Below are 23,437 nucleotides of genomic sequence, written 5' to 3' on the forward strand. Positions count from 1 at the left end.
GCAATTGTTAGCGGTTCAAAATCATCAAAGATATCTGCCTTCCAACGGGCATAGAGGGTCACATCATTACCAGGCATATCAAATGTATCACCTTGATAAAAGGTTTCTCCGGTGCCATCTGATTTTGTATTCCAATGACTAAAAGTATAACCTGTTTTCACTAAGTCTGATGGACCAAGTACAGTCACCTCGTCATCCTCCTGGTAATCAGTAGAATCTTCCGGTGCTGTTCCTCCGGTATTACCATTACCATCATAGGTTACGTTGTAGGTTAAAATATCTTCCCACTGAGCATATACTGTAATATCATCGGTTACTGCAGTAGTAGCTGTGAATTCAGTTCCACCGCCACCGGGTTGAGTATTCCAGTTAATAAATGTATATCCAGTTCTGGTTGGAGCAGTGGGTAATGTGCCTACATTACTACCATACAGGACAGATTTTGTCTTTGGATCTGCTTCAGTATATCCACTTGCATCCTCATGATTTTTATCAAATGTTACAGTATAGTTTTCACACTGTTCTGCAAGCAGAGTAATCTTAAAACTACCTTGATCGGGAGCACATCCATCTGACACAGACACAGTAATAGTATAGGTAGTATTACCGTCACCTATATCTTCACAGGTTGGATCCCAGCTGACTACTCCAGTGGTGGCATCAATTGTGAAGTTATTGGTCGGATCCGGTAATACGCTAACTAAGCTGAATGTCAAAGTCCCTAAAATACCATCAGTATCTGTGGCAGTGACAGTCCAGGTGTAAGGTTCTGTTGGATTAGGATCCACTTTCGCATTATCCGGCACGGTTATAACAGGAGCTGTATTACCAGCACACTGGCCTACAAAGTTGGCGGTAACAATTACATCATTAGCAGGCATGGTAAAGGTAGTATTGGCTTTGCTTGCATCAGTAAAAGAACCTGCAGGGGCTCTGCTTAGGCTCTTTGTATCATCAGCTACGGTCCATCCGGTAAACTTCCAGCCTTCATTGGGTGCTGCTAGAATATTTACTTCAGTATTTTTCCTGTATGGGCTTTTTCCGGTTTTGTCAGTTGCTATTCCGCTCCCCTCTGGTTCTACCGCCATCTTCAGGTTGTAGGTAGGTGTTGGCGTAATATTGCCACCGCCTCCGGTAGTTCCAGGTCCTATACAACAAGGCCAGGCACAGATTACATCAACAAGATCATCGCCTTCTTCATCACAGTAACTGCCAAAGTCATCATGACTAATGATTGCCGAAATATCGACAGTACCAATATCTTGGGCAATACCTTTCACCATTTTATAGGCTTCACTATATTTATTGAAACATTGATAATGTTCATCATAGCAGTCGTTTATCTTTTCGATGACCAGGGCTAAGGCAGTAGAGGTACAATCAGGAATACCGGCATCAAGCGCCTGTCCTGAGAGTTTCTCGGCTACATCTTTAGTTAGAAATCCTTTATCATCTTCTACCGGACAATAGGCAGTGATAATATAAAGTCCGGGCTTAACATCCTCAAAGACATAGTTACCGGTTTCATCGGCAATAGTGGTATCCAGTACTTTGTTGCATTTACCCTTCTCGGCAGATTTCAGCTCTACGATAGCACCCGGGGTAACAGACCATAGGTCTGATTCATCACAGGTTTCTGCAGTTTTGGAAATACTGTTAGCCTCTTCAGGCAGGATTGTACAACAATCAAGAGGCATTTTTATTTGGCCACTTATAGTGGTAAAGTCATCTGTGGTACCGGGAGAGGGGATAACTCCTCCACAACCGGTAAAGATGAAAATAATTAGAATCAGTAAAAATAAAGGTAGTAATAAACGTAAATCTTTCATATAAATTCTCCTTTTCATTATTTATATTTTTTACTACTTAACATCCCAAAAAAACCCCTCAGGTGTAACCTGCAGGGGTAAATATAAATAACAAAAAGTCGGTAGTTTGGCAATCATAGTCTGTAGGATTATACAGACCTTAGATCCAATACTTTGCGTCCTGTCCTTTCGGACAGTTTACCTTTTTCAACTTTTTATTTCTCATGCGATAGGCATCACCTCTTTTATAATCTGTTATTATTCTGCTAAAATTTTAAGAAGATAGTATTTCTTACTTTAAACTATTTTTCCAAGAATTGATGGTATATTCAATATAATAATTTTATTTTTATTAAAATTATTCCCTAATTGAATATTTTTTAGACATTAATTCAATAAAAAAATTTAAAATAATCAAAAAAGTTTACAGATATATTAATCCTCTTAATATAATACCACTTTTTTCACTAGAAAACAAGTAAGATATAAGAATATAAGATAGGAGTAAATTTTATTTAAAATAAACCACTTCCTAATCTTATAATTTATTTTATTTAATTAAGAAGATAATGCCCTGGCATCTTAATTTATTTTTTTCCTTCTAATCTCCTCTGGGCTTCTTTTAACCAATAATCAGCCCTGGTATTATCAGGTTGTAGGTTCAGTACCTGCCTATAATAACGAATGGCCTGCTGATAATCACCAGTATCAAAATAGACCCTTGCCAGCCAGTAATAAGCCTCAACAAATCTGGAGTTTAATCTAATTGCCTCCCGGTAGCTATCAATAGCACGACCATAGTTCATTTTCTCATATTCATTGTAACCCTGTTCATACCAGTTATATGCTTCCTTACCATACTTGATAGAAGCATCTACTTTATCATAAAAATATTGTGCTCGGGGATAATTGGGATCTAATTCCAGCACTCTACGCCAATAGAATAAGGAATTTTCCAAATCATTGTTTTCATAAAACACTCTAGCAGCCCAATAATTGGAATCAATTAAATCCGGGTATTCCTTAATGGAATTCAGAAAATAAATAAGACTCTGTTCGTAATCTCCTTTTTCGTAAGAGGTATAACCTAAACGGTAATAGGCATGAGCTAAGTTTTGTTTGACCTGAGGAGAGGTCAAATCAGTCCTCTCGATAAAGCTAAGGTATTTATTCCATTGTTCTGCTTCGCGATAATACCAGTTGGTATGTTGATACATTAAAGCCAGGTAATAGTGCGCTTCTACAAAATCCGGATTTACGGCTATTGCTTGTTGTGCTAAATCAATTGCTTCCGTCCACAACTTTCTCCCCGGATAATTGGCACCCTGGTAGGTGGCCAGTGCTTCCTCCATCTTCTCTACTGCTTTTTCTAGATATTCTACTGCCTCCGGTGTGGCATCACTAAAAATATTTACCTGCTGTGCTAAGCTACTGCCATAAATCAGCTGAAATAATATGGCCAATAATATTATGAGATAAAATCCCATTCTTGACTTATTCAGTTTCATTTCTATTCTCCTTCCTAATTTAATAGTAATTTTATCTATAGAACCAAGAAATGTAAAAAACTATAACTCTTCTTTTAAAATAGAAAGATAATTTTTCTTCACCAGGTCAAAATCTTCCCGGTATTCTGTACCTACCGAACTGGCTGGTGGTAATTTTAATTCCAGAAAATTAATTCTTTTCCCTTCTTTGCTGATGGAAAAATCCAGATGAGGTCCGGTAGCCAGTCCCGTGGCTCCCACATAACCGATAATCTCACCCTGATTTACCCGTTTTCCTACCTGCAGTCCCTGGGCAAATTTTGAAAGATGACCATAACCGGTAACATAGCCATTGGGGTGTTTTATTTCCACATAATTTCCATAACCCCCCTTATCATAATATCTGGAAATTACAGTACCGGCTCCTATTGCTACTACGGGGGTTCCGGTAGGAGCGGCATAATCTATAGCCAGATGAGGACGCCATATTCTCAAGATAGGATGGTATCTGCTTTCGGTATAATGGGAACTGATGTACTTATAATTAAGGGGTGCCCTCAAAAATGCCTTTCTCAGGCAACGGCCATCTTTATCATAATAGTCAATATTTCCGGAAGGGTCCTGAAAAAGAACGGCAGTATGGGAACTGAGCATCTCTCCCTCATAAACTGCTGCCATAATATCCCCCCAGCGATAAAAATCTCCTCGGTATAACCTTTCCACCAGAATTTTAAAGGTATCTCCCTGTTGACATTCTGTCAGGAAGTCAATATCCCAGGCAAAAATCTCTGCCAGCTGAATTGCCAGTTGGCCAGAATTACAATGATTAATCATTGCTTGATAGAGTGAACTCTCAATCTCTCCTTCAATGCAGACAATTTCCCGGAATATCTCTTCCTTAATCACCTCTATGTGACTCAGTTCATTATCAGGAATTTTAATATAATAGGTATCCAGCTGATTAGGTTGATAATCAAACTGAACTATTTTGCCCTCACTATTATAATGAACAGCAAATCTTGTTCCCGCGTTTAATCGACTGATATCAACTATGGATTGCACCTTTTCACCTAAACGTAGAATTTCAGTAGGTAAAATTCCTGCCTTAACCAGATGTTCATAGACCGTTTCTCCTGAATTCAGCATGCCGGAAAATTTCTTAATATCCATCTCCTTATTAACTTCCTGATATCTCAGGTTCAATCTTTCTAAATCCAGTCGTTCCAGATTGAGCGCTACCGCGCTAAATTCATCCTCATATTTGGTAGTCTCTTCTGCTGATTCTTTTTTCTCCGGTTCACTAATATTTGGTTCTTCAAATTCCGAATCATTTTTCGCAGCCTGCCAAAATATTTCTTCGGACTTTTCTCCAGATATTGATAATCTTTCCGAAATTTTCGGTATATCTAAAAATAACTTCATTCCAGCCAGTATTAAAACTATAGTAATAGCAATAACAGATAATAATCCTCGCTTAGAAAATAAGATTTTACTATTTGTTTTTAGTTCTCTTTTTTCCTTATGGTGATGATTAAAACAATAAGTATTATATTTTTTGATAGACAAATATCGCACTCCTTATCCAGAATTCATTCCAGGCTCAATATCATCTCAGTTTTTTATTATCCATATTTCATTATTATAATAACATACTATATATCTATGCTATCAATAGCAAGCAAATTTTAAAAAAATATGGTCAGTTTTGATTGCCTCAAATATTTCTAATAACTACTTAATTAGTATATAGTACATAGTATCTAGCATATAGTGTTTAGTCGTTAAAGGTTTATATTTAACCAACAGATGGGTAACACTTTTGATTTAGGACATAGGTTACATTATAGACCTGCTATTTTTTATTTAGGGTCCTGAGGAATTATAATATCTGGTATTAAATGTCCTCAGGATATTCAAAGGAATTCTTCCCTTGAAAAATCCCTGAAATACCCCGTATATTCGGTTTTATATAGAACTTGTTTTAATCATCTTGTTTGAATCTATTGTTCTTTATTGAAAAATAATTATGATAAGCATCAAGAAAATAACGGTCAGTCATAGAAGCCAGGTAATCTATTACCACTTCTTCCGGGGCATATTCACTCAAATACTTTTTTCCTCTGTCCTCACCTCTGTTCAAAATCCATTCTTGAAATACAATCGAATCAATCTTTTTTTCTTTTACATCCTGTACGAAATGGTTAAATAAACAAAAAAATGCTGTTTTAATCTTCTCTCTTTCTCGTTTGAGCAATTTATTTTCATAGATATGCTGCAGGTTAAATCTCTTTAATTGAAAAACAAATTCAGCAATATCCCGGGAATATTTTATTTCATTCCTTCCATAAGATTGTGTGATGATATCATGCACCAGAGTATTAATTATGGCACTGTTATTATCTCCCAATCCTGCTTTAACCTTAACTGGTAAGTCACTCTTTTTTACAAGACCAATACGTGCCGCATCTTCAAAATCCTGACCGATATAGGAAATGGAATCGGTAACACGAACCAGACATCCTTCTAAAGTAGCCGGGAAGGTAATGGCCTGTTCCCCTCTTTTTTTAAGGCAGATATAATCCTGGATATCCTCTTCCCTCTTTCCTTTAGCAGGTTTTACTTCTACTTCATTTATTTCTCCATCATGAGAGATAATTCCGTCTCTCACCTGGAAGGTTAAGTTCATTCCTCTATTAGCATCAGAAAGCTGATCTACCACTCGCAAACTATGTACATTATGAAAAAATAGACCTAATCCATGTTGTTGGGCTATTTCCTGTAAGAACCTTTCTCCATCATGTCCAAAGGGAGCATGACCCAGATCATGTCCCAGGGCAATTGCTTCAATTAAATCCAGATTGAGTCTTAATACCTTCCCAATAGAACGAGCAATCTGAGAAACCTGTAAGGTATGAATACTGCGATTGGCCAGTTGTTCATCGAAGCTCGCGGTATTATAAATAACCTGAGTTTTGCCAATATACCGTCGGAATGCCCCGGAATATAAAATATGATCACGATCCCGGGCAAAAGGTCCTCTTAGAGGATGGTCTATTGGCACCTTTCGTTGAGCATCATCGTTCTTAGTAGCAAAATTTGATAGATTGCTATCCTCTTCAGAGAGAATTTCGCTTTGAAAAATTTTTTCATCCATATCTCATCATAAAAATGGCTATTTTTTTCTACCAGCATTTTAATAATCAAGTAATATTAATAATATTCTATCTGATTCAGAGAAAAAGCTCAATGGTGAAAAATTATTCCGTTACAAAAAGGAAAATAGGGGACATTGCGGGCAACTGGGATTATTTTTCTTACAGTACTCCTTGCCCACCATCACCAGCTGGGCATGAAATTCGTTATACAAAGAGTGTTCGCGGGTCAGGTGTGACATAAAAAAACACTGAATATCTTCATAGCTTTCATGATGGGAGAAATAGCCATGTCGCTGGAATATCCTCCTGGTATAGGCATCAACTACAAAAATAGGCTTTTTACCGGCATATAGTAGGATACTGTCAGCTGTTTCAGGTCCTATGCCATTTACATTTAAAAGCTCTGCTCTTAACACCTGTCCATTGCGACTAAATAACTTCTCTGCCGAACCATCATATTTATTATAGAAAAAACTGATAAAATTCTTCAGTCGCTGAGCTTTAAGATTATAATAACCGCAGGACTTGATTAATTTCCCCAGATACTCTGCCTTAATACGAAGAAGGGCTTGCACATCAAGCAGCCCTTCTTCTTTTATTTTTTCTATAGCCTTACTCACGTTCTGCCAGTTAGTGTTCTGGGTTAAAATCGCTCCAATCATTATTTCCAGCTCGGTCTCGCCAGGCCACCAATGCAAAGGACCATAAAATTTTAAAAGACTTTGGTGCATTGACCATAACTGACTGCTGATATTGATATTCTGATTGCTTTTAGTATCTGTCATAAGAAAATAAAGGTAATAAATATTATAAATTAAAAAAATCAGCTAAATGGACATTCTCTAAGAAATAGACTAACAATTTAATAGTTGCTTCTATATCATCAATATGACACATCTCTACTACTGAATGGATATAACGGGTGGGCACAGAAATGCCACCGGTAATCACTCCATGACGGCTCTTTTGAATGGAACCAGCATCGGTTCCCCCTCTCTCCATTACATCCATTTGATAATTGATATTATTCTTTTCGGCAAGCTCCTTTAAGAATTGAAATAATCCACGATGGGCAATCATAGAAGAGTTCATCACCGCAATGGCAGTTCCTTTTCCTAAAGCACACCCTTTTTCTTCCTCTCTAATACCTGGAGTATCCAGAGCCATGGTTACATCTACCGCAATACCAATATCCGGTTCAATAACATAGGAAGATGTTGTTGCCCCCCTCAAACCTACCTCCTCCTGAGAAGTTGCCACTGCATAAATATCTACATGGTGATTTCTTACCCTTCGTATTGCCTCCATAATGACATAGACCCCTGCTCTATTATCAAGGGCTAAGGAAGTTACCATCTTATCATTCAACTGCACAAAATCTCTATCAAAAGTTATGGCATCTCCTGGTTGAATTATTGCTTCTACTTCTTTTTTCTCTAAACCAATATCAATAAAAAATTCCTTCATAGCCGGTGCCTTTTTCTTTTCTGTTTCTTCTAAAACATGAATAGGCTTGGAACCGATTACTCCAATTACCCTTTTTTTGCCGTGTATAATCACTCTCTGGGCAACCAGAGTCTTGGGATCAAATCCACCAACAACGGCAAATCTTATAAATCCATTTTGATCAATAGACTTTACCAGAAATCCTATTTGATCCATATGCGCAGCCAGCATAACTTTTTTAGCCTTAGAGTTCTCTTCTTTCTTAGTAGCTTTTTTTAGGGCAATAACATTACCCAGTCGGTCAATTTCCACTTTATCACAAATACCTTTCAGTCCTTCTTGGATAATATCAGTTATCTGACTTTCATAACCGGATATGCCGGGGGCTTCGCAGAGCTTTTTTAATAATTGCATTATGGTTCTCCTTTCCATCTTTCTTATAATCTTATTATTCCTAATTTTTAAATTATTTTAAATATTACAATACAACAAAGGGATATTCACCCTCTTGAAAATCCCTTTCATATTAGATTTAGGATAACATAGGCCAAATATCTTAGTGTGTTGTGCGTAAAGAGTACCGCGTTTGGATATGAATTTATTCTCATATATTTATTCCTGGTCTATAAATTTTTCCAGAAAAAAATAAGTAAATTAATCAGTTTCTCTATTATTTTCTTCTCTTAAAAAAGCCTCTTTTAATTTTATCAGGGCTTGTGCTGGATCTTCTACAAAAATTTTTGCACCTCCAATTATATCAACAAAACCTAACTCATTCCTGTATCGGGGAACAATATGTTGATGTAAATGCTGAATACTAGCTCCAGCGCTTTCTCCCAGATTATAACCTATATTGAAATCCTGAGTATTATATATTTTCTGTAATATCTTTATAGATAGAACAGTTAGGTGATGCATGTCCCTTACTTCCTCAGGAAATAATTCTGCAAAATCTACAATATGCCGATTAGGGAATATCATTAAATGCCCGGGATTATAGGGGTAAAGATTTACAGCTACTGTCATTAAATCATTACTAAAAATACTTGAATCAACCACCCTGCTGTCATGAGCCACTATAGCACATAAAATACAGTTGACCTGAGGACGTTTACCTCTCACATAATCAATTTTGGAAGGAATAAAAAGATGCTTCCTCATTAATTTCTCCTTTGGAATACTAATAATTTTATATCTTTTCCCTATTCTCGGCAATAATCAGACCATCCTCTTTTAATATCGGTATGACATTATATAAATTTGTTTGGGCACAAAAAATAAGATCCTTTTTAAATCCCATCGTTATAAGTTGTTGACCCCAGATACTGGTCTGCAACATTTCCAGTAAATTATCCTTAAATTGCTCATATAAAAGGAGGGCAATCTGAGAATCATCATTAGAAGAAAGGTAATTACTACTTTGATTACAGTCATTTCCTCCAATTAAATATTTTATCATACCGGCACATACCGTATCTTCCAGAGAAATATTTCCTCTATCCCCAGCACAGACCAGCAAAACACTATTAGAATAATACTGGCAATATTGGATAACAGCTTGGATATTTAAGAAACAGCCAATGATAATCTGTTTAGCCTTACTGGTCAGGTTTATGGCTCTCACGCCATTGGTGGTGGATAAGAAAACAACTTTATCCTTAACCTGAGGGCTGATATATTCCCATGGAGAATTTCCCAGGTTAAAGTCAGATAACTTTTGCCCACCTCTTTCACCGCATAACAGTACATTTTCTAAACATAGATTAGCTGTTCTTTTTCTTGCCTCTGCTGGTGAAAACACCGGAATAACTTTAACCGCATTTTCTGCTAAAGCTGTAACAATGGTACTACTAGCTCTTAATACATCAATTATAACCACCAGAGAGTTGTTAATATCTCTATTCTGTAACTCTTCCGGTAAAAGTACAATTTCTATACTCATCAGTTGAAAACCAGATTATTTATTTTCTTGCTCTTATTTTATTGCCTTAATCACACCATCCTATGCCCCATATTTATTCAGTTTCAGGGCATTGGCTAATATTAGGGGAATGGCTTCTGTTGCTGAGAACCTCCCCAGACCTCCTCTGACAAATTCATTTTCACTAAAGGTCTTAACATCATCTACTCGAATATAGCGGGAATAAAGTAGAAATGGATTGGGATGCCAGCTATGAGCTGCCAGAGCTGCCGGGGTGGAATGATCACCAGTGATTACCAATACTTCGGGATTCAGTTCTAATAAAGCAGGGATATAGCGGTCCACTTCCTCAACGACCTTAACCTTTGCCTCAAAATTTCCATCTTCCCCATAACTATCAGTCTTCTTGATATGAAGATAAAAGAAATCATAATCCCGATATTTCTCCTTTAAAGTAATAAATTCATCGGCAATGGTATCTCCGGTATTTAGAATATTCATACCTACTAGCTTGGCTAAACCACGATACATGGGGTAATTAGCAATAGCAGCCGGGTTCAACTTATACCGCTCACTCATAGCAGGCAAGCCGGGATGTTTAGCTATTCCTCTTAAAAGTACAGCATTAGCCGGATGATGTCCTTTAAGAATCTCCAGGCATTTATCTATAAAGCGGTTAATTATCTGGACACTTCCTTCACTCTCCGGTCTTAAGGCCTGGGCATATTTCACTTTTTGGCTGACAAGTTGAGGATCGGCATCTGAAATACCATCTTCCAGTCCTTTACCCCTGAATACCACTACAAAACGATGTTCCTTACCAGATTTGATTATAACTTTTACTTCATTAATTTCAGTTATCTCCCTTTGCAATAATGCGCATATCTGCTGGTTTGTTTCGGTAGAAATCCGACCTGCCCTACGATCAGTGATTATACCGTTTTCATCAATGGTGGCAAAGTTTCCCCGACAGGCAAGGTCATCACAGGTCAATTCCATATTTATGCCCAGCGCTTCCAGGACACCTCTTCCTATCTGATATTTAATTGGATCATATCCAAATAAAGATAGATGTGCTGGTCCGCTACCAGGTGTAATCCCACGCGAAACAGGGTCAGTTAAACCACAAATTGACCGAGCTGCTAATTGATCCAGGTTTGGTATGGTCGCTTGTTCCAGTACAGTCTTCCCTTCCTTATTGGGAAGATCACCTATGCCATCCAGCACTACCAGAATAATTTTAGTATCAGTTTTTATAGTCAGTTCTTTTAATATATTCTCATCTATCAAAATAATATTCTCCTTTCATTCTTGAAGGGATTTCTCATTTTCTATATGTATCATCTCCTGTAATCTTTCCTTAAGAAAGGTATTTCTCTGAATAGTCTTATTATTTTTAATGGCAATCCACAATGCTTTACTGGTACCCACAATAATTACCAATCTCTTAGCACGAGTAATGGCTGTATACAGCAAATTACGCTGTAATAAAAGAAAATGTTGCGTTAAAAGAGGAATAACCACTACCGAATACTCACTTCCCTGACTCTTATGGACAGTAATGGCATAAGCCAGGACTAATTCATTTAATTCAGAAAAATCATACTCCACTACCCGACGATAAAATAGTATCTTAACCATCTGTTCTTCATAGTCTATCTCTTTAATATTACCTATATCCCCGTTAAAGACCTCTTTATCATAATTATTGCGAACCTGCATTACCTTATCGTTTATTTTATACTGCTGATGACCGTATTTTACGCTTTTCCCGGTAGCATTTAAGGCATTCCTCAGCAAATTATTCAATTGATCAGCCCCCACAGCTCCTTTATACATTGGAGTTAAGACCTGTATATCCCGAATAGGATCAAAACCATAACTGCGGGGTAGCCGATATGTGCATAGTTGAATTATTTTTTGAGCAGCTTTTTCTGGATTTTCCTCTTTTAAAAAGAAAAAATCCCTCTCCTGCTTACTATTTAAGATAGGGAATTGACCCTGATTAACCCGGTGGGCATTTAATACAATCAGGCTTTTTTCCTTCTGCCTGAAAATATGTGTTAGCCGTATTACCGGTATCACTCCAGAATCAATAAAATCCTTTAATAAATTCCCAGGACCAACGGATGGCAATTGATCAATATCTCCAATCAAAATTAAAAAAGTATCTTCTGTTATCGCCTTTAACAGACAATGCATTAACAGAACATCTATCATAGAAACTTCATCCAGGATAACTGCATCTGCCCTGATAGGATTCTGCTCATTTTTGGTAAAACATTTTTCTCTAGGATTGTAAACCAGTAAACGATGAATGGTTCTAGCCGGTCTACGAGTAGCTTCACTTAATTTTTTTGCTGCCCTTCCGGTTGGTGCAGCCAGTACAATCTTTAAACCAAGCTCTTCAAATAATTCAATTAATCCGATAGTAGTGGTGGTTTTTCCGGTACCGGGACCACCAGTTAGAATTAAAACACGATGAAGTAAAACTTCTTTTATGGCTTGTTTTTGCTCCTGGGCAAAGTTAATCTTATATTTCTTCTCCAGTTGTCCTATTTTCTGGTCAATATTGAGCTGGGTTAATTGTTGTGGGGAGCGAATTAGGCTGATAATTTTCTGACTAATTTCCTTTTCAGCATTAAAATATATCGGCAACCATACTTGTTTGTTCTGGATTATTACCTCTTTATTATGATTTAACAGTGCCAATTCTCTTTCCACTAATTTTTCATTAACTCCCAGCAATTCGCCTGTCATTATTAACAAATCATCCTGGTAGACAAAACAATGACCCTGTCCTGCCTTTTCATTCAAGCAATATTTAATTCCAGCTCTAATTCTGGCTGGCGAATCGCTAATAATCCCTAAATTTTGGGCAATTTTATCGGCAATCTTAAAACCAATCCCAAATATGTCATCTACCAGACAATAAGGATTTTCTTTTAATTTTTCAATGGCTCTGGTTCCGTATTGTTTAAATATCTTCACCGCGTATCCGGTAGTAACCTGATAGGATTGTAAAAAAAGCATAACTCTTTTAATTTCTTTCTGTTCCTGCCAGGACTTTTTAATTATCTGAATCCTCTTTTCAGCAATCCCTTCTACTTCACATAGTCTCTCCGGATTTTGTTCAATTATTTCCAGCGTTTTTTCTCCAAAGTGTTCTACTATTCTGCTGGCAGTTGCCGGACCGACACCTTTGATTAATCCTGAGCCGAGATATCGTCGTACACCTTCTAAGGTAGTTGGTAAAAGTATTTGATAATCATCAAAATTAAATTGTAATCCATAGCGCGAATCTACACTCCACTTCCCTTTAAATTGATACATCTCCCCTATACTTACGGCAGCCATCTTACCCACTATGACCATTTCTTTCCTTTCCGGTTCCAGCATATCAATACGGGCAATAACAAAGCCATCTTCTTCATTATGGAAGACTAATTTTTTTATGGTTCCTTTTATCAGGATTTCTTCTTCTATTAATTCATTTTTATTATTCATAGTTAATTGGTTAATAAATTATTTTAATCCAGACCTTGCGAGTTCTAGGTCCGTCAAATTCACAAAAACATATCCCCTGCCAAGTTCCTAATTTTAACTGACCGTTTTCTATAATAACTGAAATTGAGGATCCCACCAGACTTGATTTAATATGAGCTGCTGAATTACCTTCCAAATGACGGTAATTATCCTTAAACGGAATTACTTTCTCCAGCTCTTGCAGTATATCCTCCAATACACTCGGATCAGCATTTTCATTAATGGTTATAGCTGCAGTAGTGTGAGGTACGAAAACAAAACAAAGCCCTTCCTTTTGATTACTTTCCTGAACTACTTGTTGAATTTTAGCGGTAATGTCCAACATTTCTGTTCGGTTATGAGTATTAACCGATATTGTTTTTAACATACACTTCTCCTTCAATCTTTTTTTTAAGCAATACTTATAAAGATAGTAAGCAAAGAAACTTCAGGAAACATTACTTTTTGTGGCTGAAATCTACTTTAGTCTATCATATTTTTTGTTCTATTCAAATATTAATGCAATATATATACATTTTTCTAAAAAGTTAAACTAGTGATATGCATAAAAATTATATCATTATCTCTTAAGTAAAAACAGAAAAAACCATTTTCTTTTATCTTTAAAATTAATTTGACTGTCATAAAATTTTTGATATAATACAAAGTATTAATAGCTACTACTAAGTCTATTTCCTTAAAAAGGAGGTTCTATGAAAAAAATAATAATTTTATTTTTGATTCTCCCAGTATTTTTGTTACTTTTTTCAAGTATTGTTACAGCATCAGATTATCTCGCTCAGGCAGATGCTGTGTACCAAAAAGACAACCTGGAAAGTGTTAAACAGGCTCTTCCCCTTTACCAAAAAGCAATAGAAGAAAATCCGGATAGTTATGAAGCTAACTGGAAAATGGCCAGGATTTTAAGAGAATATGCTGATTTATCCATGCAAGCAGAAGTATCTGATTGGAAAGATATCTGCAAGAAATACGGCAAAGAGGGATTAAAGTTTGCTGAAACTGCCAAGAAGATGGAACCAGATAAAGTAGAAGGAAATTATTATTATGGTCTATGCGCTGGTACTTATTCTGATGGAATTAGTATCCTGAAAGCTATCAGGGAAGGTTTGAGAAGTAAAACAGAAAAAGCCTTTGAAAAGGCTTATGATATTGATAAGATGTATGATGACGCCGGACCCATACTGGCATTAGCAAGAATGTGGCATCAACTGCCCTGGCCTTATCAAAAAGAAAAGACTTCCCAAAGATATTTCGAGGAGTATTCTCAATACTTTCCAGATAATCCCCAGGGGCTGGTCTATTATGCCGAGTTATTAAAAGACCGTGGAAAAAAGAAACAGGCTATTGAACTCCTAAATGAAGCTGCTCAAAGTGACCATCCTTATTTCAGTAAAAGAGCAAAGGAACTACTAGAAAAATGGTCAAAATAATTTAGCATATTTTGTTTTTTATTTACAAAGTTCCTTTCCTGATATCGGAATTTCAAAAAATTCCTATACTAGGAAAAACCTTAAATAAATTCAATTAGACCGGAATAAAAATTTATAAAGTTTTTTATTCCGGTCCTTAATTAAATAATTACTTTAAATTAAAGTCCCTATTTTCTCACCATCCAATCTTTTAATAAACTTAGACTTAACAGAGCACCAATTATTATATTTAGATAAAAAGTAAATAACCGCCACCCTCCAACATATATTCCCAGTAGATGGGAGGGCACAAAAAGAGAGAAAAGAGAAATAAATCCTAATTCAGCAGCACCGCTTCCTCCGGGAGTGGGCAAATAAGGTAAAAGAAAGAAAATTAAAATTTGTATTGCCATCACCAGGGTAAAAGCTAATTGAATTTCCATTGCTAATAAAAGTAGAGGTGCAATAGAAAAGTTAATTAACCAGTACAACAAAGTATAAAGAAAAGCCAGCAACATTTCTTCAGGATGTTTTAATAAGAGATGGTAACTTTCCTGAAACAATCTAATCTGTGATATTATTACTTCCCATCTTTGCTGGACAGCTGGTTTAGAAAAAAAATTATGTAGAAAGGTTATCTTTTCTATCCTTCTAAGTAGCAATTCCAATCTTTGAGGATTTCTCACTGACAGTGCAAAAACAGATATAACCATTGCTGAAAAACCTATAGCTATAATCAGCAAAATCCAGGATAATAGCTTATATTCCTCTAATATGTCCCTGAAATGGAAAAATAGTATTGGAGCAATAACCAGAAAAATAATAGATTTTATAATTGGTCTTATGGTAGCAATTAACATACCCTTGCCAGCAGAGATACCGTGTTGATTAAATAAGAATACCTGTCCCGGAATAGCACCAGAAAAATATGGAGTTATACCGCCTAGAAAAAAACTGATATAGAAGATCTTTACTGAGATCCAGAAACCAATAGTCTCTCCAATAGCTTGTGAAATTACCTGTATCCTTAAAGCTTCAATCACAACAGTTAAAAAAATAGCTATTGTTGCTAATAATAGAAATTTTTCATCCATATGTTGCAAGCTCTTGATAGTATTCCTGTCAATGGTAATTAACAAAACTATTAAAAACACAGAGATTCCGATAATCAAAGAGCCCATCAATCCTTTAATTATCTTTTTATGACCTAAAACAGGTTGTTTCAACTTTCCCCCTTTTCTATCTTTACTAATAATCCAAGATATTCAGCGAGAATAATTCCTCTGGGGAATCCCTGTATATATTAGTATATAGTATACCGTATAGCGTATTTAACCAACACATGGGTAACACTTTTGATTCAGGACATAGGTTACACTATAAAATAAAGATAAGATAAGTTACCATTCAGTAATTCCTTGAATATCTGATCTATAAAACAAGATATATTTTTTATCTAAGGTACAAAAAAGAAAGAATTATATAATCTATTTTAAAATCTGTCTGAGTATATATCATTTTTTATTTAGAAAAGAACACTATATAGTATCAGAAATTCAAATAAATTCTGATTCCAGGCAATAGATTGGAATATGTTATCTTTATCTAATAATGATTTTATATTATAATAATTGAGATTCTCTTTGACAAAATATTTTCGTTATAGCAATATTATTTATTTTGTATTTCCATCCTGAAAAAGAAAGAAGAGAAAGTCATCAATGCTAGGTTTTTTAAAAAATCGTAATTTTATTCTACCACTCGCTTTTGTCATGGGCTTATTCTTGCCTGACCTGGCACAATATACCAAATCATTAACCATTCCTGCCCTGGCTCTGGTAATGACAGTATCCTTATCAGACATATCTACCAAAGATATGTTACAATGGAAACAGCTATCCAGACCACTTCTTATGGGGATATTAATGAACTACCTCTTATTAAGTTCTCTTATTATCCTGCTCACTTTTCTTTTTATTCCTGATGCTAAGTTAAGAATAGGTATGATTATGGTTGCGGCTGCTCCACCCGGAGTAGCAATCATTCCTTTTTCAGCCATACTATCCGGTAATGTATTATTATCCCTATTTGCTACCTTTGGTGCTTATCTATCGGCAATAATTATTACTCCTACCCTGCTGCTTTTACTTACCGAAGCTCAAAATTTTCCAGTCTCCCAATTAATTTTCAATTTATTCTATCTGATTATTTTACCAATTATCTTTTCCAGAATATTACAACAAGAAAGGATTCTCCTTTTTCTAAAATCATGGAAAGGAACCATAGTTAACTGGGGTTTCTTTATAGTTATTTCCACTGTAATTGGCTTAAATCAAGTGAGCTTTTTCCAGAATTATCATAATCTGATCATGATTTCCCTAATCGCACTTCTAACTACTTTTCCCTTGTTTTATCTGCTTCAATTGATTTTTAAAAAATTAAACCTAAAAGAGAGTGAGGCAATCAGCATGATTCTATTGGGAACTATTAAAAATGGGGGCTTTGCTGCAGCCTTAGCCATAACCCTTTTTGACCAGGCAGTTTCAATCCCTGGTGCTATTATCAGTGCAGTCTATGCTCTTTATATGATATGGTTAGGAAGATGAACAATAATGCTTTATCAATAGTGTCTTTTCAGCAATGGTTGGATAGAAAAATTAATGATATAAAAAAGGATAAATATTCTCCTAAACTTTTACTTCACAGTTGTTGTGCTCCCTGTAGTAGCTATGTAATAGAATATCTATCTACTTATTTTTTAGTAACTGTCTTCTTTTATAATCCTAACATTTATCCAGAAGCTGAATATAAAAAAAGATTAAAGGAACAAATTAAACTTATTAAGAAGCTCCCGGTAGAGAATGAAGTAAATTTGATTGTTGGTCCTTATGAACCAGATGTCTTTTTTCAAAGAATAAAGGGTCTGGAACAGGAAAAAGAGGGTCAAAAACGTTGTTTAAAGTGTTATGAATTGCGTCTGGAAAAAACAGCTCAACATGCTTCTCAATCAGGATTCTCCTACTTTACCACCACCCTGACTATCAGTCCTCATAAAAATGCTAAGCTAATTAACCGGCTTGGCTATAATATTGCTTCTACCTACCAACTGGAATATTTATTCAGTGACTTTAAAAAGAAAGGCGGTTTCAAGAGATCTATCACTCTCTCTCACCAATACCAGCTCTACCGTCAAAATTATTGTGGATGTATGTTTTCTAAAAATAATTTAAAAATTACTCAAAAAGATTGAAAAGGTGAAAATTTTATAGTATCACTTCCTCAATCTATTCTTTTAATAGCAAAAACAATAAATTTATTATCTTAAACCATAATTTTAAGCTTAAGTAGAACGAATTTCCTGGCGCATAAACACCACATAAGAAATAGCAAAACAAATTAATATTAATGCTATTAAAATAACAAACTGCGGCCAAACCACTAAAATACTCTGACCAATACTAAGTGGACTGGGTATTACTTCCAGACTCTTTAAGGCAGTAGTAATGCCAAAAAACCTGATGGAAGGATTTAGTATGGCAGTTGTACATTCCTGGAATAAGATAAGTGGTGATACTCTTAATATCATATTCCTAATGCCTTCATTTTTGGCTACCAGTTCCAGAGTAGCATCAGTTCCCAGAGGAACCATCTGATCAGCAATGACATTAGCAACCATTAGAATAAAAAAGGAAAAGAATATCCATACCATTATTGATACCAGAGCAGATGTTGCTGTCTGTCGGAAAACGATAGAAAAAAGAATTCCCAAACCCATCCAGAATCCAATATAAACAATGCTTAACAGGAAGAATAATCCTATTCGGGCTAATTCTTGCATAGTGGGAATAATTCCAAATACTATCATTTCCAGACCAAAAATAATCATTATAATGCTGATTAACATTACCGCAATAGTAGTTATTCCAGCTAAGAACTTGCCATTAATCAGGGCATCTCGATAAATCGGCTGTGATAACACCATACTCATCGTCCCACCGGAACGCTCACTATTCACAGCATCAAATCCAAAGATAATTCCGATTAAAGGACCAAAAAAGCTGACAAAAAAAATGAAGGAAGGAAGGGTCCCAGCAGAAAAGGTAAATAGTTTCAGAAAAAGGTATTCACCGACAAATTGACTTACGTCACTTCCTACCGATTGGTGCATGACATAAATAATGGTACCAGCGCTAAGGGCTACAATTAGAAAAAGTATGATAAATTTCCTGCTGCCTAAATAATCAGCCAATTCCTTCCAGTAAACAATGCTTAACCCTGACATGATTAATTACCCTCCTGAAAATATTTAGTATAGATTTTTTCCAGTGAGATATCCTCTGCCCTCTTTTCTACCTTCAAGACACCATCTAACTTTTGAATACTGGCAATTAGTTGAGAGGCATCCTGGTTATCATTAAAACTTATCTCTAACAGATTGCTTTTTTTGGTTAATATTTTTTTACTTATCTCTGGCAATGAACCCATAGCAACCATTTTACCTTTGGAAAAAATTCCTATCTTGGTACAAATCTGTTGCACCTGGTAAAGAAGATGAGAGCATAAAAAGATAGTTATGTTTTCTTCCCGATTTACTTTTGTTATTAATTCTAAAATTTCTTCTACTCCTTGAGGATCAATTCCGGTAGTAGGCTCATCTAATATGGCTAATTTGGGTTTTTTTACAAAAACAGTACCCAATCCCAATCTCTGTTTCATACCTTTAGAAAACTTTCCTACTTCCAGATTTTTGACCTCTGCTAATCCTACCAGGGTTAATACTTCCTCAATTCTTTCACTGGCCTCTTTTTCAGGAATACGATTCAAGCGGGCAACATAGGCTAAATTTTCCCAGGCAGTTAAATCTTCATAAAAACCAACATTCTCTGGAAGATAGCTGGTTATTCTTTTTACCTTCAAGGGCTCTCTGGTTGAATTATATCCAAAAACGCTTACTTCTCCTGAACTGGGTTCTGTTAATCCCAGAATCATCAAAATAGTAGTCGTCTTGCCAGCACCGTTGGGACCAAGAAAGCCAAAAATCTCTCCTTCTTCTATCATTAAATTTAGATTATCAACCACCAGTGTTCCATTGTATATTTTGGATAAATTTTTGGTTTCTAATATGGTCTGAGTTGGTTTCATTTTCTTATTCCCCTTATCTTCGTCTCAATTTCAGGAAAATACCTATTAAGATGGCCAGAATAGCAATTATAATTAGCACTCCAATCCAGCCCCATTTGGTAGGAACCTGAACCGTGGTTCTAAATTCAATCTTTTTCTGATCCTGGGTCCCAGCTGCATTAACTGTAATCATATAATCACCTGGTACCGTATTCTGGGGAACATTGACACTCATGGTAACTTTTTCCGGTTGCTGAGTCTGCACAATAGAGGGTAATTCGACCATCTTTTCCGGATTAAATTTTACTTCCCATCCCTGAGGAGCAGTGCCATAGAAGGCAATATTATCTATAGAGGCAGAACCTTCATTCCATATATAAAAGGTAAATTCTTTTTCTTCACCTGAAACGGTAGTCAGTTTCAAGTTACCGGTTTCTGTTCCCAGACTCAGGGTATAGGTTCCGCTAACAACTGCTCTCAAATCAAGAGACTTTTCCAGCTCACCCGCTCTGGCAATAAGTCTCAGTTCATATTCCTTCTGTTCAGCAGTAAAGGGTGGAGTCATCGTTAACAAGAGTGTCTCCGTACCTGCCTTATTGATCTTTATGGCTGAAATCTTCTCTTCTTCTCTCCATCTGGGACTGATTGAAGCTCTCCAGCCTTGAGGAAGTTCGACTGCAAAATCCATCACCTGATCCTCCTCAGTCTGATTTTTCACTTCAATTTCATATTTCATTGTCTTACCAGATGCGACTTCCATCACCGGATATTTAGTACTTAATAAGATTTCATTAGTCTCTTCTTTCTGTTCTTCTTCTACTTTGCCCGTGGCGGCAACTACAATATCCAGAGATCGCATAAGCTGCCTATCAATAGTTTCTGCTTTAATAGTGAAAATATACTCTTTCTGTTCTTCTTTAATCTCTTCGGGTGCTTCAATATGCAGATTTAGAGCTTTACTATTTTCAGGATCATCAGGGAGAAGATTAATCTGTCTAACTTTAAAGCCTCGCCAGCTTTCGTTACGTAAAAGCACCTCCCAATCCTCAGCATCAGGGTCGGTAATTAGTTCAATTATAATTTCCTCCGGTTGTGTTCCCTGATTCATAAACTTGACATCAAGATCAACGCTTTGCCCTTCTTCCAATACTAAATTGGAAAATTGACTGTAAATCAGAAAATCTCTTGCTAACTTTTCACCTTGTTCTACCTGTGCCAGGGAAGAAAAAGAAAGCAAAGAAATAGCTATTAAAAAGACCGTGTTAAAAAATAAAAAACCTTTAATTTTTTGATTCATAAATATTACCTCCTATATCTTGTTTGATCATTTTTATCTTCATTTTAAAATTAAGGCTTCCCCAAAAGTGTATTAAATTGTTTCATTTAATTTTTTAAACTTATATTGCATAGGTACCTGATTTTAAATAATTTTTCTCCTCACTATTAAAAATTTTACAAAATATTTTTTTCTTGTCAAGATTACCCATTGCTAAAAATTTATTAATAAGTAGACCACCCATATTTCTATTAGAATTTTTAGAGGTTGAGCATTTCCCTCTCTTCATCTAAAGTTATTTCAATTTCGCCATAACCTCGGATTACGTGGCTGGCTTTAGGATTATCCTGATGGGAATAAGCCCAGATAATCTTATTTTTACCCGATTTCAACTCATGATCATATTTATCTTCAGTTTTTAATAAACGCACAAATTCTATGATAGTATAATCATTTGATTCTTCCCCTCCATACGATATAATATCATTACTTCCACCCAATTCCTCATCAGCAGGGTGTGGTCCGAAATTACCGGTACTATACTGATCAAATACCTCTACCTTTTCATCCTGAACATAACCCATAATGATATCAGCATCCTTCATCATAGATCCCGGTTGGAATCCAATAGAGATGTATCCCTTTGTTTTTCCTCTTAAAGCCATGTAAAGATATTTGTTATCATTGCTCCAGTAAATCTCTAGATCTCTATAAACTGACCTGTTTTCATACTCACCATCGGAAATTATTCCATCAGCCTTATAATTGTCTATTTTATACCCAAAATCTTCTTCCACCTGTTTCTTATCCTGTCTCAATTCAGCAGTCAACTCTCCGGTATATGATAAAAACAGAAATATAATGGTAAGCCACCAAAATAATTTTTTCATAATAATCTTTCTCCTTTATCCTTACTAAATTATTTTAATTATAGAATACAAGACGAAACCATTTTAGTGAATTGTTGTCACCTGCCAGGAACATGATTTTTATGGTTAACTAAATTTATTTTCAGGTACATTTTAAATAAAGAAATTTCCTATATTAGTTAATATCTGTTTTAATCTCAAGGCATTTTTTACCGCAAAACCTTCCTGATCATTGTTGAAATAACAATAAACATCCTTTTGTTTCTGGGTACATTTTTTTATCTTATCTGCCCATCTTTGTAATTCATCTTCACCATAGCAGCCTTGATACGACTTATCAGAACCATGCAGGCGAAGGTATATAAAATCAGCTGTTTCAATTTCGGGAGATAAAACTCCAGATAAATTGAAGATACAAAAAGCCATCTTATGGTCTTTTAATAAATTAGAAACAGAATCATTCCACCAGCTTGGTTCACGAAATTCAAAAACATACTTCTTATCTGCCGGCAGTTCCTCCATAAATAATCTTAACCTTTCCAGATCACATTTCCAGTAAGGTGGGAATTGAAATAAGATAGCATATCCCTCCTGGCAATATCTTCCGGGTAAAAATTCCCTATCCAGTACGGATGATGCCAGCCAGATGTTCCGATGTTCGTCCAAAGCTTACCCATTAATATCTCCTGAAGATAATATCCTAAACATTTTATTTTTAAAATTCAAATTAGTATTTTGTTTAAAATCAGCACTGAATTTTATCCCAAGATTCAGTAATTCCTTTCTGTATTTCATACCAAAAATTTAAAGCAGCCTCTTTTTTATCTTTTTCAAAAAATTTTATCCATTTTATCAGTTCTTTACTCTTTTCACCATCAATAGTGTATTTTCTTTGCAAAAAATAATATATAAAGTCAATATTTCTTTCCGATTCCCAAAAAAAAGAGGAATTACAGCTATTAATATGGTAGGTAGTCTCATGTACTTTTTTCAGAAACTGGTCCTTCATATTAAACAAAGACCCCATAATATCCGGAACCATTTCTTCTGCCCATCTAAGATGAAAGCAACAAATACTAAGCATGTCCAGCATTAGCTCTTGCTCAAAACATCTGGCATTTGCCTTACCCAGTTCACAAGGAGGAAGGAAGGCATTCCCGTAATACATGTAATACTTACCCATAATTGCCAGAGGGGATAAAACACCCGGGATCCAGTATTGATTGGAAATCATCCAGCCTCTTCTAGCAAAAGCATTATATACTAAAAGATCAATTAGTCTCTTTTTTTAATTTCGCTCAACTCTTTTTCTAACTCCCGTCCACCTTGATATAAATCAAGATTTTGTTCTCTTTTGATTATCTTATCCAGAAGCAGTACCCCTCCTAAGCTGGCGTTA

21 protein-coding genes and 1 riboswitch are annotated in these 23,437 nt (G+C 35.7%); of the genes, 3 read left to right on the top strand and 18 right to left on the bottom strand.

The genetic code is table 11. The features are described from left to right. The 11 genes from PHD84_08275 to PHD84_08325 all read right to left on the bottom strand — a co-directional run. On the bottom strand, positions 1–1,829 hold a 1,829-nt coding region (locus tag PHD84_08275; protein MDD5637792.1), incomplete at its 3' end, for an InlB B-repeat-containing protein. A 97-nt stretch (positions 1,830–1,926) separates the two neighbouring features. Beyond that, positions 1,927–2,021, bottom strand: a riboswitch (cyclic di-GMP riboswitch). Between the two features lie 374 nt (positions 2,022–2,395). Next, positions 2,396–3,316, bottom strand: coding sequence for a tetratricopeptide repeat protein (locus tag PHD84_08280; GenBank protein ID MDD5637793.1), 921 nt, complete (start codon positions 3,314–3,316; stop codon positions 2,396–2,398). A gap of 60 nt (positions 3,317–3,376) precedes the next feature. Beyond that, on the bottom strand, positions 3,377–4,861 hold the full coding sequence (locus tag PHD84_08285; protein MDD5637794.1) for a M23 family metallopeptidase: 1,485 nt from the start codon (positions 4,859–4,861) through the stop codon (positions 3,377–3,379). 415 nt (positions 4,862–5,276) lie between these two features. Next, positions 5,277–6,449 carry an HD domain-containing protein gene (locus PHD84_08290; protein MDD5637795.1) on the bottom strand — a complete coding sequence of 391 codons (1,173 nt, stop codon included), beginning with the start codon at positions 6,447–6,449 and terminating at the stop codon, positions 5,277–5,279. A gap of 111 nt (positions 6,450–6,560) precedes the next feature. Then, on the bottom strand, positions 6,561–7,181 hold the full coding sequence (locus PHD84_08295; protein MDD5637796.1) for an endonuclease III domain-containing protein: 621 nt from the start codon (positions 7,179–7,181) through the stop codon (positions 6,561–6,563). Between the two features lie 76 nt (positions 7,182–7,257). Continuing rightward, complete coding sequence (locus PHD84_08300; GenBank protein ID MDD5637797.1) at positions 7,258–8,310, bottom strand: M42 family metallopeptidase; 1,053 nt, start codon at positions 8,308–8,310, stop codon at positions 7,258–7,260. 240 nt (positions 8,311–8,550) lie between these two features. After that, positions 8,551–9,057 carry an HIT domain-containing protein gene (locus PHD84_08305; protein MDD5637798.1) on the bottom strand — a complete coding sequence of 169 codons (507 nt, stop codon included), beginning with the start codon at positions 9,055–9,057 and terminating at the stop codon, positions 8,551–8,553. Between the two features lie 28 nt (positions 9,058–9,085). Further along, complete coding sequence (locus tag PHD84_08310) at positions 9,086–9,838, bottom strand: 2-phosphosulfolactate phosphatase (protein MDD5637799.1); 753 nt, start codon at positions 9,836–9,838, stop codon at positions 9,086–9,088. A 60-nt stretch (positions 9,839–9,898) separates the two neighbouring features. Next, a complete protein-coding gene (locus PHD84_08315; GenBank protein MDD5637800.1) occupies positions 9,899–11,107 on the bottom strand; it encodes a 2,3-bisphosphoglycerate-independent phosphoglycerate mutase in 1,209 nt (402 codons plus the stop codon). Positions 11,108–11,122: 15 nt separating this feature from the next. Further along, on the bottom strand, positions 11,123–13,324 hold the full coding sequence (locus tag PHD84_08320) for an ATP-dependent RecD-like DNA helicase (GenBank protein ID MDD5637801.1): 2,202 nt from the start codon (positions 13,322–13,324) through the stop codon (positions 11,123–11,125). A 10-nt stretch (positions 13,325–13,334) separates the two neighbouring features. After that, complete coding sequence (locus PHD84_08325; protein MDD5637802.1) at positions 13,335–13,730, bottom strand: secondary thiamine-phosphate synthase enzyme YjbQ; 396 nt, start codon at positions 13,728–13,730, stop codon at positions 13,335–13,337. Positions 13,731–14,055: 325 nt separating this feature from the next. Between PHD84_08325 and PHD84_08330 the strand changes: the two genes are divergently transcribed. Then, entirely contained in the window at positions 14,056–14,793 is a 738-nt protein-coding gene (locus PHD84_08330; GenBank protein ID MDD5637803.1) for a hypothetical protein, read from the top strand. A 167-nt stretch (positions 14,794–14,960) separates the two neighbouring features. On the opposite strand, the gene PHD84_08335 is transcribed toward PHD84_08330, so the two are convergent. After that, entirely contained in the window at positions 14,961–15,998 is a 1,038-nt protein-coding gene (locus PHD84_08335) for a lysylphosphatidylglycerol synthase transmembrane domain-containing protein (GenBank protein MDD5637804.1), read from the bottom strand. A gap of 495 nt (positions 15,999–16,493) precedes the next feature. On the opposite strand from PHD84_08335, the gene PHD84_08340 reads away from it, so the two are divergent. Both PHD84_08340 and PHD84_08345 read left to right on the top strand, forming a co-directional pair. Continuing rightward, positions 16,494–17,378 (top strand): hypothetical protein, encoded by an 885-nt coding sequence (locus PHD84_08340; GenBank protein ID MDD5637805.1) that lies wholly within the window; start codon positions 16,494–16,496, stop codon positions 17,376–17,378. Beyond that, positions 17,375–18,022 carry an epoxyqueuosine reductase QueH gene (locus PHD84_08345; protein ID MDD5637806.1) on the top strand — a complete coding sequence of 216 codons (648 nt, stop codon included), beginning with the start codon at positions 17,375–17,377 and terminating at the stop codon, positions 18,020–18,022. Before PHD84_08340 ends, PHD84_08345 begins: the two co-directional genes overlap by 4 nt. A gap of 90 nt (positions 18,023–18,112) precedes the next feature. Here the strand turns inward: PHD84_08345 and PHD84_08350 are convergent, their stop codons facing one another. The 6 genes from PHD84_08350 to PHD84_08375 all read right to left on the bottom strand — a co-directional run bounded on the left by PHD84_08350 (position 18,113) and on the right by PHD84_08375 (position 23,272). Then, a complete protein-coding gene (locus tag PHD84_08350) occupies positions 18,113–19,054 on the bottom strand; it encodes an ABC transporter permease subunit (GenBank protein MDD5637807.1) in 942 nt (313 codons plus the stop codon). Positions 19,055–19,056: 2 nt separating this feature from the next. Next, positions 19,057–19,914 (bottom strand): ABC transporter ATP-binding protein, encoded by an 858-nt coding sequence (locus PHD84_08355; protein ID MDD5637808.1) that lies wholly within the window; start codon positions 19,912–19,914, stop codon positions 19,057–19,059. 13 nt (positions 19,915–19,927) lie between these two features. Continuing rightward, positions 19,928–21,190: an NEW3 domain-containing protein gene (locus PHD84_08360; GenBank protein MDD5637809.1), complete on the bottom strand. Its 1,263-nt coding sequence runs from the start codon at positions 21,188–21,190 to the stop codon at positions 19,928–19,930. A gap of 239 nt (positions 21,191–21,429) precedes the next feature. Next, positions 21,430–22,059, bottom strand: coding sequence for a DOMON domain-containing protein (locus tag PHD84_08365; GenBank protein MDD5637810.1), 630 nt, complete (start codon positions 22,057–22,059; stop codon positions 21,430–21,432). Between the two features lie 132 nt (positions 22,060–22,191). After that, the gene (locus PHD84_08370) at positions 22,192–22,704 is read right to left on the bottom strand and encodes a DUF72 domain-containing protein (protein ID MDD5637811.1); all 513 of its coding nucleotides are present in this window, start codon (positions 22,702–22,704) and stop codon (positions 22,192–22,194) included. Positions 22,705–22,783: 79 nt separating this feature from the next. Beyond that, positions 22,784–23,272: a hypothetical protein gene (locus tag PHD84_08375; protein MDD5637812.1), complete on the bottom strand. Its 489-nt coding sequence runs from the start codon at positions 23,270–23,272 to the stop codon at positions 22,784–22,786. Positions 23,273–23,437 lie beyond the last annotated feature (165 nt).

This window comes from Atribacterota bacterium (assembly GCA_028717805.1).
GTDB lineage: Bacteria > Atribacterota > Phoenicimicrobiia > Phoenicimicrobiales > Stramentimicrobiaceae > Stramentimicrobium.